The organism is Shinella sp. G-2, assembly GCF_050172695.1.
Lineage (GTDB): Bacteria > Pseudomonadota > Alphaproteobacteria > Rhizobiales > Rhizobiaceae > Shinella.
In genome coordinates this window covers 28,950-42,682 of the sequence record NZ_JBBEYH010000011.1, presented here as the reverse complement: position 1 = coordinate 42,682, position 13,733 = coordinate 28,950, and the positions used below count along the sequence as shown (strand labels likewise).

The window sequence follows — 13,733 nt, the reverse complement described above, 5'->3', positions numbered from 1 at the left end:
AGTCTTCAATCGCCCTGATTCAACCGAATTCAATCGCAGCTTGAATCAATACTACCGCTCAACACAAGATAATGCCAAGAAAACTTGCCTGCCAGCGACAACTTTACTTTTCACGAAACGCCTGATCGAAGGACTGCGTAAGAGGACCCAGCAGATAATCCAGCGCGGTTCGCTGCCGTGTCGTGATCATGACGCGGGCCGGCATGCCCGGATAAAGCTTGATTTCCGGGTTGGCCTCCATGTCGCCTTTGGCCATGGCGACTGAAACGGCATAGTAGGACTGGCCGGTGCGCTCTTCGGTCAGGCGATCCGCCGAAATCTGCGTCACGCTGCCATGGATCGCGGGTGTGGTGCGCTGCTTGTAGGATGTGAAATGGACTTCCGCCGGCATGCCGGGATGCAGATCGCTGATATCCTCGACGCGAACGCGCGCTTCGACAATCAAGGCCGTCTGATCAGGCACGACGTCGAGGATTTTCTCGCCGCGACCGATGACGCCACCGATCGAAAACACGTTCAGCCCCACCACCTGTCCGGCATAGGGAGACCGGATTTCGGTTCGCCCGAGCGACACTTTCGCATTGTGCAGACGGGGCAGCACATCGAGCAGCTTCGACTGGGTCTCACTCAGCTCCTTTGCGATTTCCGCGCTGCGGTTTTTCTGGATCTGGGCGATCTGCTGGGTGTACTCGGCCACGCTTTGAAGCGCCGCTGCCTTCGCCGCCTGGCTGGCGGCAATCTGTCCCTCCAGCCCTGACACGGTGCGCTCCAGCTGGGAGATCCGCGTCCGTGTCACTGCGCCGCTTTTCACAAGGCCTGAAAGGCTTTTTGCTTCCTCGTTTACCGAGGCCAGTTGCTCGCTATAGGCTTTCGCCTGCGCCTCATTCCCGACGATCTGTTCCTTCAGCTGTGAAATCCGATAGTCCAGGATCTGCGCTTCGCCACTCAACGCGGAACGGCGGCTCTCGAATTCATGCTGCTGCGTTTCGATGGATGCCCTGGCATAGGGCTCAGTGCTTTCGGTCAGTTCCACGGGAAAGGCCACGACGTCAGCGCTGGCCGACTCGGCGGCCAGGCGCGCTTCGATCGCCCGCAGCATCGCATATTGCTGGGACAGGATGTCGACTTCCGCCAGCGACTGGGTGTCGTCGAGGACGATGAGCACATCCCCCTCCTTGACGTGATCCCCGTCCTTGACGCGCAGCTCCTTGATGACGCCACCGTCCTGATGCTGCACGCTCTTACGATTGCCTTCCACCTTGACGATCGCCTCTCCGACAACGGCGCCGTTCAGGGGCGCGGTCACGGCCCAGCCGCCAAATCCGGCGAAAAAGATCAGAACGATGAAGAAACCGGCAAATATGGTTCCTCGAGCAGAGTCCGCCACCGGAGATGGCTGCTCCACCACAGACGCGTATTCGTCGCGCAGCGCAACGGCTTGGCTCATGTCAGCCTCCCGCCACCGTTGTGTCGACCTGCGGACTGGTGGGGACCACACGCACGCGAGGCGGAAGGTTCAGCCTGGAAACGATCTCGTCTCTCGGGCCGAAAATGTCGACGGCGCCATCCCGCAGGATGAGAATCTTGTCCGCCGTTGCGATTGTCGCCGGGCGATGGGAAATCACCACGACCGTCGTGCCCAACTGTTTCAACTGGACGATACATTCGGACAAGGCCTGATCGCCTTCGCTGTCCAGGTTCGAGCTCGGCTCATCCAGGACCACGAGGGCCGGCCTGTCGAAGACAGCGCGAGCGAGCGCGATGCGTTGACGGTACCCTCCCGAAAGAGAGGCCCCGCCGTCACCCACTTGAGTCTCATAGCTGTTGGGCAGCCGCAGGATCATGTCATGAACGCCAGCCATGCGTGCCGCCCGAATGACCTCCGCATCGGCGCCGGTGCGAAAACGGCTGATATTGGCGGCGACCGTGTCGGCGAAGAGCTCTATGTCCTGCGGAAGATACCCGATATATTTGCCGGCAAGCCCCCGCGGCCATCCCCATATATCCGCGCCGTCGAGCCGCACGACACCGCTGCCCGGGCGGACAACGCCGACCATCAACCGCGCCAATGTCGACTTTCCCGCGCCGGAAGCGCCGATGACGCCGAGCGTATCGCCGGCCTCCAGCCGGAAGGATATGTTGCGCAGCAAGAGCCGCGCATTGCCGGGCGCCATGTAATGAAGGTTCTCGACGGAAACGCAGCCCTGTGGCCGCGGCAGGATCAGGCCTGGCTCGGCAGGGGAGCTTGCGACGAGAAGGTCGCGAACGCGGGAGAAGGCCGAGCGCGCCGCCACGACGGAACGCCACTGGCCAACGGTCTGCTCGACCGGCTGCAAGGCGCGTCCAAGCAACAGGCTGGACGCGAACATCGCGCCGGCCGTCACCATGCGGTTGATGACGAGATAGGCGCCAAGGCCCAGGATCAGCGATTGCATCGCCAGGCGCAGGAACTTGATGAGGCTCTGCATGACGGCGGCGCGGTCGCTGGCCGCCAGTTGATGGGCGACCATGCGAATGCGGTCTCGCCCCCAGCGCTGCAACACTCCCTCCGTCATCCCCATCGCCAGGATAACCTCGGCATTGCGCAGGCTCATGTCGGTAAAACCATAGGTCTTCGAGGCTGCAGCGGCCCCCTCGGCCAGGGGACGGCGCACCAGCAACTCGTTGACCAGCGCCATGATGGCAAGGATGACCGCCGAACCAGCGGCGAAAAAACCAAGCAGCGGGTGGAGAAGGAAAATCACCAAAATGTAGATCGGCACCCAGGGCAGATCGAAGATCGCGTTGATACCGCTGCCGGTAATGAACTGCCGGAACGTGTCGAAATCCCGCAGGAGCTGCGCGCCCGAAGCCAGCCCTCCGAACTTCTCCACCATGGCCGAGACCACCCGCCCCGCCATGAGCTTGTCGAAGCGAACGCTCGCCCGCGCAAGAAGCCGGGCACGCACGGTGTCCAAGCCGGCAAGCGCCGAAAAGGCCAGCAGAAGCGCCACGGTCAACATGACGAGCGTCGTCTCGCTGCCCGACGAGACCACCCGATCATAGACCTGCAGCATGTAGAGCGGCGCCGCGAGATACAGCAGGTTGATGGCGCAGCTGAAAATGGCGGCGATGATAAAATAACTCCGACACGCCTTCAGGACGTGCCGGAGTTCGTCAGATTTGGGCTTCTGAGCCATGATCTATTGCTTTCGCAAATGAGCTACGCGCAAAAAAGCAGATCGTTTGATCGTTGGTCATGCCTCGTGGCTGTTATCGAGCATATTGGTCAGGGTATCGATACCATACGCACCCACGGCACCCTCAAAGGCGTCGTGAACCTGCTGCTTCAAATCCAGCAGGACGCTTGCGGCGTCATAGGGATTGTCGGCCAGCGTGTTGTTGTTGTCGTTGACCGCACGCTGATAGATGTAGGCCGCGACGAAATCCGCCTGACCATCATTATCGTACCAGTTTGCCACGTCGGTGGCCGCCTGCCGGATCAGGGCATTCTCATTGCCGCTCAAGTTCGGAACCGTTGCGGGATTTCCCGTCTGATTCAGCGCCTGGACCAGCGTGATATCCTGGACGGTGTTTCCGCCAACCGTCCAGGTGCGATTGGTGACCGGCACCAAACCGTCATCAAGGTTGAAGAAGTCGTCCATCGTTATCGAACCGTCCCTCAGACCTGTCGGCAGGTTCTCGGAATCAGCAAGGCTATGCGCTGGGTTCGTCCAGCCTCCAGGAGACAGGGCATGCCCTCGTCCGGGATTGTCCAACGGCTCGAGGCACAGCGTTACCGTCGCAGTGTCGGTACCGCCCTTGCCGTCGGAGATCGTGTAGGTGAACGTCGGCTCGATATGCTCAGGGTCGTAGGGGCCGGTATATTTGAACGTGAACGTGCCGTTCCCGTGGATCACGAGAGTGCCGATGTCTTCATTGCCCGCGTCCTTCAGGACGATGCTCGCTTCTCCATTGACGAGAGCGGTCCCGTTTACATGCGTCACGACCAGCGTATCGCCATCCGGATCCGTATCGTTCGCGAGGACCGCCCCCGATACGCCCGTAATCGCACCGACCAGTTCGGACACGCAGGCGGTGCTGTCGTCGACGGCATCCGGCGGCCGGTTTACCGGCGTCACCACGTCGTTGTCGAGAATCGTCCCGGTTCCGTCGACACACTGGATCGCAACGCCAAGCACGCTGTCCGGCCCGCCGGGAAGATCCGGAATATCCGCGGTCGCCCCCGTGAGATGAAGGGTGAACGTTTCCGTGCTCTCGACAAGAGCATCGTCAACCGTACCGACATTGACGATCGCGCTTAGATCGCCGGCATGGATCGTGACGGAACCCGTCGTCGCGTTGTAGTCCGACGTTCCCGCCGTTCCGGCAACAGTCGTGTAGTTGATCGTGACGTCATACTGGTAGGCATGATCGAGATGGATCGTGAATGCGGCATTGCCGCCTTCGACCACCGGCGCAGCGTCTTCGACGCAAGCCTTCGGTGCCAGCGTGACGTCCGCATCGCCGTCGACGCCCTTGATGCTGCCACCGGCGGTGCTGGTGCTGGTCGCGCGAACGCCAAGCGTGTCGAGACTGTTCCAGTCCAACGTCGCGTTCATCACGTAGCTTTCACCGGCCTGCAGGAAGGTCGGCTTCGCATTGCCTTGCGGACCCAGCCCTGTTGACGACAGCTTAACGCCGCCATCCCAGTCCTCGCCGGAGCCGTTCATATTCAAACTATTGTCTTTTTTGTTTCCAAGATCGAAATTGTTGCCGTCAGCAACACCATCGCTCCAGTAAAGCGCATTGATATCGGCATAACCTTCAAGGCAGTTCACCTCGAAGCGGACATTGCCACCGCCCATATCAATTGCATTTATCTGAAGCTTCAGGCCGGCGTAAACAAAATCAAAAGTCTTAATATCGCCGATTGCCATCGCTTTACTCCCGCGCACATTAAAACACGCCAAGAAGAAGCTTCTTGGCACCGAGCCGCATTTGCAATGACGAGATAGCCCTCATTTCTATCTTAGAAAAATTTAATACTCCCGTGTCTCGGGAGAGTCAACGAATTGTAAATAAAGGGCAAAACCTGTATTATTCTGACTTATTTCCTCAACTATTCCGGACACACCTTAGACGCGAGTCGCCCTGCACGGCGCATAACAGCGCCCCACGGGGCCTGAAAGGTTAATATTTTATTACAATAGCAAGTAGAATAATTTTCGGTTTTTACTTTGGAATAAACTTGGCGTTCACCGCGTATTTTAGCAGGATATAGAATTCGGCCAGATATGGTTGCTCTCGACCCTGGAGAGCGGACCGATGGCAAGAAGAAGAGCACCTCAAAAGAGACAGCGCCACATCGCTATGAGCGGCATCGTGCTGGGCAGCCTCCTGGTCGGTGGCTGTACCGCGAATGGAGGAGTGGTCGCGGACACCGTGCGCCAGCAGACCTCAATGACAATCGCGGGAACGGCAGACGGTCAGGCCGGGAACACTCTCGGGCTCGACATGATGACGACCAGCACGGTCGCGACCGGCCTGTTCGGATCGGTGGCGTTCCCCTTCAAGCCGGGCGCCCTTGCGCGCTGGCGGCAGATCGAAGGCGCGGCCGCCCATCTCTCCCCCAAGGATTGCGACGAACAGGCCGCATGCCGAACGCGCTTGAACATGCTGCGTGACGCGGTCTCTGCCGGCGCCGACAAGTCCCTTCTTCAGAAGATCGAAGCGATCAACGTCGCGGTCAACCGACTGATCAAATACAGCAAGGACGTCGACGTTCACGGGAAGCTCGACTACTGGGCAACCCCGTCGGAAATTCTCGCCACCGGCAAGGGGGACTGCGAAGACTATGCGATCCTCAAGCTCGCCGCCCTGCGTCAGGCCGGCGTCAAGGAGGATCGCATGACGCTGGTCGTCCTCAGGGAATCCCGGCGAAACTTCTACCATGCCGTTTTGACAATCGCGGTGGGCGGCAAGAACTACGTGCTCGACAACATGCGCGATGCGGTTCTGACGGACCGCCAGCTGCCGGAATATCAGGCGCTCTATTCCCTTGGAAGCGAACGCGCCTGGATACACGGCTACAAGCGCGGCTCGGAATACGCCATGCAGAAACGCCCGGCCTCGCTTGAGGCGGTGCAGCCGGGCGAAGGCATTCCGGTGTCGTTCTGACGGGCAGCCGCGAGCGTCAGGGCAAAAGGTAGCACAGAACGATATTCTCGCGCGATCCCGGTGCGAGGAGGGCGTTGAGTTTCCCCCTCAGGCGCCGGCCACCGAGACCGACGACGTAGCCGACCTCCAGAGGGCGATTGCCATTTTCCTTCAGCGTGGCGGCAAGGGCGATCACCTGCACATCGAGGGCAAGGCGAAGATCGCTATTGATCAGCCCGGCTTCTCCATACGAGAACCGGGCCTGGATATAATCCAGCAGCGACTGATTGTAAGCGAGGAGACGCTTGTCCAGACCGAGCGCGAAGGCGGGGCTCGGCGATGCACGCACGAGGTTCACGACGCCGACCGGATCGGTGACTTTCCGTTCCGCGGCAAGCGCATCCAGCGCCCATCGCAGACAGTAAACGCGCAGCAGCGACGTCGTATTCGCCGGTTCCGGCGCGTCCGAAAGGACAGCCCCGACCAGAGCACCGATCCTTTTCTGCTTCAGATCGGCAATTTCCCGCAACACGCGCCAGTAGATCGCCTCGAGGCGGATACCACGTCGAACCTTGCCGCCCTCGACGGCCCGGAAGACGAGTTCCGCATCTTCCTCCAATGGATGGTCGCTCGTCGTGTTGGAGGAATGCTCCATCGGCTACCGTTCCTGCATGGCCTCGGTCCGCGCCTTGTTGATCGGCTTTAACAGATACTGCAAAATGGTTTTGCGGCCAGTCATGATGTCGACGGAAGCAACCATGCCTGGAATAATCGCGTGGGATTTGCCGTTGCGGACGATTTCGGATTTTTCCGTCTTCACCTGCGCGAGATAATAGGTCTCGTTGGATTTCTCGTCGAACAGGGAGTCGGCGGAAACGTTGGAGACTTCCCCGTGCAGACCGCCATAGATCGAGAAATCGAATGCGGTGATCTTCACCAGTGCCGGCTGCCCGACCCGAATGAAGGCAATGTCCGTCGGCGAAATGCGCGCTTCCACGAGCAGCGTGTCCGATGTCGGCACCACCTCGGCAACGACCGTACCGGGCTGCACGTAACCGCCGATCGTCGTGATCTCCAGGCGGTTGACCACACCGTCGACGGGCGAGCGCAGATCCGTGCGCTGCACACGGTCGGAAGCGCCGCGAACGGTTTCGTTGACGACCGAGAGATCGGCCAGCGCCTTGGTTTTTTCCGCGAGAGCCTCCTGCTGGAAGGAGAGCATCAGTTCATCCACCTGAAGCGACGCTTCCTTGATCGACGCACGAACGCGATCAAGCGATTCCTTCAACAATCTCAGTTGGCCGGTTGAATCGGTGAGTTCTTTCTGCACGCGAAGCAGATCGGTTTGCGGCGCCAGCTTGCGTTTGACGAGCGGCTCCAGCAAGCCGACTTCCTTCTCCGAAACGGCAATGTTCTTCTCGAGGCGATCGATATTCACCAAAGCCTCGTCAAGCTCTTTGCGTCGCTGAAGGTGACGCTCCTGCAAGACGGAGAGCTTGTTCTGGAATGCGTCGCGCCGCGCCTTGAGCAACTGGGATTCGTTCGCACAGACTTCCGGACTGGTCTTGCTGACCTCGGTCGGGCAGGTCATCGGCGACAGCAGGTCGCCGGCCTGCTCCATCTCGAGACGAGCGATCTGCACGCGCAACGCTCGGGCGCGCGCTTCCAGCTCGCCGAGGGTCGAGGTTGTCGCGGTGTCATCGAGCCTGACGATCAGATCGCCCTTCCTGACGATCTGGCCGAGTTTGACCGCGATTTCCTGGACGACGCTCGCTTCGCTGGCCTGAATGAGCTGCGTTCGGGAAATCGGCACGACCTTCCCCTGCCCGCGCGCGATTTCGTCCACTTCCGTGATCGCGGCCCAGACGACGAAGAACAGGATCAGGAGAGCAACCGAAATGAGGCTCATCCGCGCCCAGAAGGGAGGTGCATCCGTCATGAGGGGCGGCCTGCTTTCTTCTGCAGTTCCTCAATGACTGCAGCCTTTGGCCCGTCTGCGATGACGCGGCCGCCCTCCAGGACGATCAGCCTGTCGACGAGCTCCAGCATGCTGTAGCGGTGCGTCGAGATGATGATCGTCGTCTCCGGGCCGAAAGCGGTGGACAGGTTGCTGATCAGGCGGCGCTCTGAGGCAAGGTCCATCGCGCCCGACGGCTCGTCGAGGAAGATGATCTTCGGCTTGGCCAGCAGCAGCCGCGCAATCGCCACCGCCTGGCGCTGGCCCCCCGAGAGATTGCTGCCACGCTCGCCGACCGGCATATCGTAGCCGCGGGGATGACGCGAAACGAACTCGTCGACCCCGGTGCGGCGCGCCACCTCGATGATGTCGGCGTCGCTCGCCTCCGGATTGGCCATGAGGAGATTTTCCTTCACGGAGCCGGAAAACAGGTCCGCGGACTGCGAGGCAACGGCAACGGCCGTGCGCACCACCGCCGGATGGTATTGACGAATGTCGATGCCATCGATCAGCAGGCTGCCCGCGCTGGGAGGATAGAGGGCCCCGAGGAGGCGCCCGATCGTCGTTTTTCCCGATCCGATGCGGCCGATCACGCCGACGCGCTCGCCCGGCCGAACTGAAAATGTCAGCCCGTTCAGGACTTTCTGGTCGGAGCCCGGATAGACGAAGTCGGCTTGCTGGAAGGTGAAACCGCCTCTTTCGATATCGCGGTTCACGAAGCCTGTCGCGCTTGGCAGGTCTTCCGGCATCGTCATGATCGAGTTCAGAATGCGCAGCGACAGCATGGCCTGGCGCAGGCGCGCCAGCGTCATGGCGATCTGCCCCATCGGCGCGACCGCGCGCCCGGACAACATCACCGCCGCGATGATCGCACCCGAGGACATCCTGCCTTCGGAGAATTCATAGGCGCCGGCGAGAATGATGACCACCGATACGAGCTGCGAGACGAACTGCGTCCAGTTTGCCGCCGAGGCCGAGAGCTGCTTGATCTCTTCCGACGTGAGCGCCGCCTTCTTGGAAAGCTCGTGCCATTTGCGCAAAAGATTACGCTCCGCCTTCAGCGACTTGACGGTCTCTATCGTTGAGATCGTTTCGACCAGCAGCGACTGCTTCATCGAGGATTCGTTCGCCGCGGCCGCCACGCGCCGGCCGATCCTGTGCTGCGCGATAAGACCGATGACAAGCGCGAGGAGGAACGCAACGGCGGGGATGACGACGATCCATCCCGCCACGAGATAGATGACGATCAGGAACACGAAGACGAAGATCGTGTCGATGAGAACGCTGATGGTGTTGGAGGTGAAGAATTCGCGGACGAATTCATACTGCGTCACGCGGTTCGCATATTCCCCGGTCTGCATCGGACGCGCCGACATGCTGGCATTGAGGACTTTCTCGAAAAGCAGATAGGAAAGCTTGAGGTCCGCACGCCGGCCGGCATAGTCGATCAGCGCCGCCCGCGCCGTCTTGAGCACGAGATCGAAGATCACCGCACCCGAGACGCCGAGCGCCAGGACCCAGAGCGTGGCCTTCGCATTGTTCGGCAGGATCCGGTCATAAACGTTCATCGTGAAGAGCGGCGAGGTCAGCGCCAGCAGATTGATGAACAGGGCCGCAACGGCGACCTGCGCGTAGGATCGCCAGAACGGGATCAGCGCGCTGACCAGCCAGTGCTGGCGGACAATGGCGCCGTCCATGCCGTCGACGGCGGATTTCATCGTATCCGCACTGACCGCGCTAAAGGTGAGGATCGCCTTGACGTCGTCCTTCTCGGGCCGGCGTCCCTGCAACTGCGCGCGGAGCGCCTCGATATAGGACGAGCGCCCGGCGTCGTGGATCTCCAGCAGCGTTACCGCGGATCCGTCATGAAACAGAATGATGGCTGGAAGATCGAGGTTGTCCGCCGCCAGATCACGCCAGCCAGACGCGCGCACGTCGAGACCGATACGGTCACTGAGGCGCTGGATGTCCTCGAAAGAGGGATGGACGTCATCGAAGGGGACGCCGGAAAACAGAACGACATCGGAGCCGGGCCGGCCGAGAAAGACCGCAATACGCTGAAAGGCCGTTCTGAAGGTTTCCCTACCGAACGGCATCGGCTCCCGAATGTCGCGCACAGTACCGACCGCTTCCGGGGTCGGCTTCATTGCCATCGCCCACATAATGGCGATGGCGCGACACGTAGCGCCGCGACAGGCGAAACGTTCCAGTTCATACCAATCGGTCCGCGGCGAAGCATGCTTGCTGCTTTCGTACGATTATTTCATCGTCGCCAGAAGGTCCAACGGCAGGTCGTTCACTTGCCGCGAAGGCACACGTCGATAGGTCTCTGTCGGAGCGGTTTCCGGGACATGGAACTCCGTGCGCGCATAAGCTTCGGACTGCTTGGCGGGCGCAAGGTTCATGCTGCTGAGCAGCATGCCGCTGGCGGCAAGAATGCGGTACTCCGCGAAGCGTGCTGCATAGACAGCCGTACGCGAGAGGACGTTGACGGTGTAGCGCGAATTCTGTGCGCCCAGGACGTCAAGCAACGAACGGCTGCCAACAGCAAGCTGATCACGATAGGACTTTACCAGGCTGCCGTTTGCTGCGGCCTGCTGCTGCAGGGTCGCGGCAAGCTCGGTCTGGCGAATACGCCGGTCCCACGAGATGCGGACGGCTTCTTCGACCTCGCGGTAGCTTTGATGAAGCACGAGGCGCTGCTCGCTGGCGCGACGGATCTGCTCCTGCTCGTTGGCGATATCGATACCGCCACGATAGAGGTTCCACTTTGCGACAACGCGCGCCTGAAGGCTGGTGCTGCGGCCGTCGCTTCCATCGATGTCCACGCCGGTGCGGGCGCGGCCTTCAAGGGAAACGGTCGGGAACATGTCAGAACGCGCGGCCTTCACCAGCGCATCTGCCGCGTCGATATCGGAATTGGCGACCTTGATGCGCGCATTGTTCGCGCGGGCCAGGCCAATTGCCTCGTCGAGGGATTTCGGCAGGGCGGCGGCCATGGAACCGGGCATCGTCGCATTGGAGAACGGCTTGCCGACAAGACGCAGGAAGCGCGTCTTGGCAGCTTCCAGTTCTTCCTCGGCTTCCTTGATGCGCACCTTGGCAGCGAGCAAACGCTCTTCTGCCTGCTGGCGGTCGGCGTCTGTCAACGTACCGCCAGAGATCAGCGAATTGATATCGCCGAGCATCTGCTGGTGGACCGCCGCGTTGTTGCGCGATTCCTTGACGATTTCGCCCTGAAGCATGATTTCAAGATATTCACGAACGACCTGCAGGCCGATCGTTTCGGAACGCTCGAGAACGCGGAACGAGGCGCTGTCGACGCGGGCGGCCTGACGCTCCAGCTCGGCCCGGCGTGCGCCGCCGTCGAAAAGCTTCTGCGTTATGGAAAGACCGACATCCGCGGGATAAAGCGGGTCATCGTCGAGACCGCCGAGACGACGGGAGGGATTGTCGAGATCCTGAATGCCGGCGCCGGCTTCCAGATCGATGCTGGGCAAATAAAGACCGCGCGCCTGGCGAAGCTCGAATTCGATCGCTTCGCGATTTTCCATCGCCTGCCCGATTTCAGGGTTGGACTCCAGCGTTACCGCCATCGCCTCCTTCAATGTCAGAGCATGAGCGTTAAGCGGCAAAAAGGCCGCCCCTACCAACAGCGCTGCCGAAACAGCTCCGATTACAGATTTGCGCATGCCCCCAACCCTATTCAACACGCGCCGTATGCAGGCCTCATGCAGCCGGCAGCGAAGACTCACTCTTCTAGCATCCTAAGCAGGCGTCACTATAAGCTTCAATCAGCAAGAGGGCAAATATCAGTAAAATACAATATTATACACAACCCTGTGGCGATTCCGCCACATATTCCCGCGTACTAACGAACTATAACAAGACTGCCGATATCCACTTTATTGAACAAGTCGACGACGTCATCGTTTGCCATCCGGATGCACCCGGATGAAACGGCCTTGCCGAGAGTCCAAGGCTCGTTGGTGCCGTGAATTCTATAAAGCGTAGAGCCAAGATAGATCGCGCGCGCGCCAAGGGGATTGTCCGGGCCACCTTCCATGGAGGTCGGCAGCTCCCTTCCCTTCAAGGCCTCCCGGCTTACCATTTCGGCGGGAGGCGTCCAGACCGGCCATTCAGCCTTGCGGCTGACCCTTTCCTTCCCTTTCCACGCGAAACCTTCCCGGCCGACGCCGATGATGTATTCGCGCGCGGTTCCGTCGCCGTTGACATAGAGCAGACGGCGCCTTTGCGTGTCGACGATGACGGTGCCGCGCTTGAATTCCCCATCGTAGGCCACGGTCTGCGCGGCGATCGGCGCAGCGTTCAACCGCCCCGAGAGCTTGCCGTTATCGACAGATTTCACGATCCACTTTCCAGTCCTGGCATCGAACTGGCGTGCGGTCTGAGCCGACAAGGCAGGAGACGTGAAAAACAGCAGCGACAGGGCAGCGGCGAGACCAAACCGGAAAATGGGCCGAAATACCTGCATGGAAGAGCTCCCCAGTAGATATGTCTAATTTACATCGCCTATCGGTAGAATCCTACACATATCCGCAACGGCGGTTTTACGCGACTGCCTTATAACTCTCGCCATACCGGAACACGGGAGCGATGTGAACGATGGGTATGCGCGAAATGCTGGACAACTTTTCTCCTCGTGGGGCCACGGGCACCTGGCTGGCCGGAGGGGGCGCAGCCGCGCTCGTGTTCGGCCTCGGCGCCGCAGCTGTCGGAAACGCATTCGGGCCGATGACGTCGGCCGCGGGCGTCGCCGCACTTGCGGGAACGGTTGCCCTGGGCGTCGCCCTGCCGCTCCTTTACACCTGCAGCCGAATGGCGAGGCGCATCGCCTTCCTGCGCCAGGAGGTTCAACGGGCTGGCCAGCGCGACGGGCTCACCGCCTGCCTTAACGAACAGACCTTCTCCGCGCTCGTCGATACCTATGCCGACCGGCGCGCGGCCGGAAAGGACACCACGCGCGGAACCGTCGTGCTCATCCATCTGGATGAACTTCAAGCCGTCAACGATCGCTTCGGCTACAGCTGGGGCAATGACGCGCTCGTCAAGGTCGCTGCGGCCATTCGCGGAACCGTTCGCCAGGGAGACATCGTGGGCCGCGTGTCCGGAAACCAGTTCGGCGTCTTCCTGCCTGGCGCGAACGAAGCGGATGCAAAAGGCGTCGCCGAACGCATTTATAAAAGCGTGACCGCCATCGACTTCTTCCCCACGGGCGTCCGGCACCCTCTTTCGATCAGGGCCGGCGCGGTGATCGTCGCCGATCAGACGAAGTTCGACACCCTGCTCAAGGCCGCGGAAAGCACCCTGGAGTTGACCAGGGGGCAGGATCAGGACTGGATCGTGTACACGTCGATTGGCGGATGGGCCGACCGCGAGCCGGTGCGGTTGCAGTAAACGCCCCCCCCAAAGCAGGTCGCACATTTCAAGCTCTATCCATCAAGCCCGGCGGGTCTCCCGCCGGCTCTGGAAGAGCAACACCTTAAGGCGAGTAAGCGCCCCCTAAGTTAACCAATCGTAAAAAAGGCAAGAGGCCTACATACCCCGCTATATGGCACTCCGCGCCGCACTATTGAATGGTTCTAAATTCCGTGGATTCGCTAGTGTCAGTGTATAG

At 60.6% G+C, this 13,733-nt stretch carries 10 protein-coding genes; 2 read left to right on the top strand and 8 right to left on the bottom strand.

The genetic code is table 11. The features are described 5' to 3' along the window. Nucleotides 1-103: 103 nt before the first annotated feature. The 3 genes from V8U06_RS17505 to V8U06_RS17495 are packed head-to-tail and all read right to left on the bottom strand — an operon-like array spanning nucleotide 104 to nucleotide 4,919. The gene (locus tag V8U06_RS17505) at nucleotides 104-1,447 is read right to left on the bottom strand and encodes an HlyD family type I secretion periplasmic adaptor subunit (RefSeq protein WP_427141744.1); all 1,344 of its coding nucleotides are present in this window, start codon (nucleotides 1,445-1,447) and stop codon (nucleotides 104-106) included. A 1-nt stretch (nucleotide 1,448) separates the two neighbouring features. Beyond that, nucleotides 1,449-3,179 carry a type I secretion system permease/ATPase gene (locus V8U06_RS17500; protein WP_427141743.1) on the bottom strand — a complete coding sequence of 577 codons (1,731 nt, stop codon included), beginning with the start codon at nucleotides 3,177-3,179 and terminating at the stop codon, nucleotides 1,449-1,451. Between the two features lie 57 nt (nucleotides 3,180-3,236). Then, nucleotides 3,237-4,919, bottom strand: coding sequence for an Ig-like domain-containing protein (locus V8U06_RS17495; RefSeq protein WP_427141742.1), 1,683 nt, complete (start codon nucleotides 4,917-4,919; stop codon nucleotides 3,237-3,239). A gap of 433 nt (nucleotides 4,920-5,352) precedes the next feature. Between V8U06_RS17495 and V8U06_RS17490 the strand changes: the two genes are divergently transcribed. Then, the gene (locus V8U06_RS17490; protein ID WP_427141741.1) at nucleotides 5,353-6,159 is read left to right on the top strand and encodes a transglutaminase-like cysteine peptidase; all 807 of its coding nucleotides are present in this window, start codon (nucleotides 5,353-5,355) and stop codon (nucleotides 6,157-6,159) included. A 16-nt stretch (nucleotides 6,160-6,175) separates the two neighbouring features. On the opposite strand, the gene V8U06_RS17485 is transcribed toward V8U06_RS17490, so the two are convergent. The 5 genes from V8U06_RS17485 to V8U06_RS17465 all read right to left on the bottom strand — a co-directional run bounded on the left by V8U06_RS17485 (nucleotide 6,176) and on the right by V8U06_RS17465 (nucleotide 12,590). Continuing rightward, nucleotides 6,176-6,757 carry a ribbon-helix-helix domain-containing protein gene (locus V8U06_RS17485; protein ID WP_427141740.1) on the bottom strand — a complete coding sequence of 194 codons (582 nt, stop codon included), beginning with the start codon at nucleotides 6,755-6,757 and terminating at the stop codon, nucleotides 6,176-6,178. Nucleotides 6,758-6,796: 39 nt separating this feature from the next. After that, nucleotides 6,797-8,077, bottom strand: coding sequence for an HlyD family type I secretion periplasmic adaptor subunit (locus V8U06_RS17480; RefSeq protein ID WP_427141739.1), 1,281 nt, complete (start codon nucleotides 8,075-8,077; stop codon nucleotides 6,797-6,799). After that, the gene (locus tag V8U06_RS17475; RefSeq protein ID WP_427141805.1) at nucleotides 8,074-10,191 is read right to left on the bottom strand and encodes a type I secretion system permease/ATPase; all 2,118 of its coding nucleotides are present in this window, start codon (nucleotides 10,189-10,191) and stop codon (nucleotides 8,074-8,076) included. Before V8U06_RS17475 ends, V8U06_RS17480 begins: the two co-directional genes overlap by 4 nt. A gap of 162 nt (nucleotides 10,192-10,353) precedes the next feature. Continuing rightward, a complete protein-coding gene (locus V8U06_RS17470) occupies nucleotides 10,354-11,787 on the bottom strand; it encodes a TolC family outer membrane protein (protein WP_427141738.1) in 1,434 nt (477 codons plus the stop codon). A gap of 179 nt (nucleotides 11,788-11,966) precedes the next feature. Continuing rightward, a complete protein-coding gene (locus V8U06_RS17465; protein ID WP_427141737.1) occupies nucleotides 11,967-12,590 on the bottom strand; it encodes a L,D-transpeptidase in 624 nt (207 codons plus the stop codon). A 131-nt stretch (nucleotides 12,591-12,721) separates the two neighbouring features. Here V8U06_RS17465 and V8U06_RS17460 point away from each other — a divergent pair, with 131 nt between their 5' ends. Continuing rightward, entirely contained in the window at nucleotides 12,722-13,513 is a 792-nt protein-coding gene (locus V8U06_RS17460) for a GGDEF domain-containing protein (RefSeq protein WP_427141736.1), read from the top strand. Nucleotides 13,514-13,733 lie beyond the last annotated feature (220 nt).

Excerpts from the sequence above, each read along its gene's own strand:
- V8U06_RS17465 (WP_427141737.1), bottom strand. The coding sequence starts at position 12,590 with ATGCAGGTATTTCGGCCCATTTTCCGGTTTGGTCTCGCCGCTGCCCTG.
- V8U06_RS17480 (WP_427141739.1), bottom strand. The coding sequence starts at position 8,077 with ATGACGGATGCACCTCCCTTCTGGGCGCGGATGAGCCTCATTTCGGTT.
- V8U06_RS17470 (WP_427141738.1), bottom strand. The coding sequence starts at position 11,787 with ATGCGCAAATCTGTAATCGGAGCTGTTTCGGCAGCGCTGTTGGTAGGG.
- V8U06_RS17475 (WP_427141805.1), bottom strand. The coding sequence starts at position 10,191 with ATGCCGTTCGGTAGGGAAACCTTCAGAACGGCCTTTCAGCGTATTGCG.
- V8U06_RS17495 (WP_427141742.1), bottom strand. The coding sequence starts at position 4,919 with ATGGCAATCGGCGATATTAAGACTTTTGATTTTGTTTACGCCGGCCTG.
- V8U06_RS17490 (WP_427141741.1), top strand. The coding sequence starts at position 5,353 with ATGAGCGGCATCGTGCTGGGCAGCCTCCTGGTCGGTGGCTGTACCGCG.
- V8U06_RS17460 (WP_427141736.1), top strand. The coding sequence starts at position 12,722 with ATGGGTATGCGCGAAATGCTGGACAACTTTTCTCCTCGTGGGGCCACG.
- V8U06_RS17505 (WP_427141744.1), bottom strand. The coding sequence starts at position 1,447 with ATGAGCCAAGCCGTTGCGCTGCGCGACGAATACGCGTCTGTGGTGGAG.
- V8U06_RS17500 (WP_427141743.1), bottom strand. The coding sequence starts at position 3,179 with ATGGCTCAGAAGCCCAAATCTGACGAACTCCGGCACGTCCTGAAGGCG.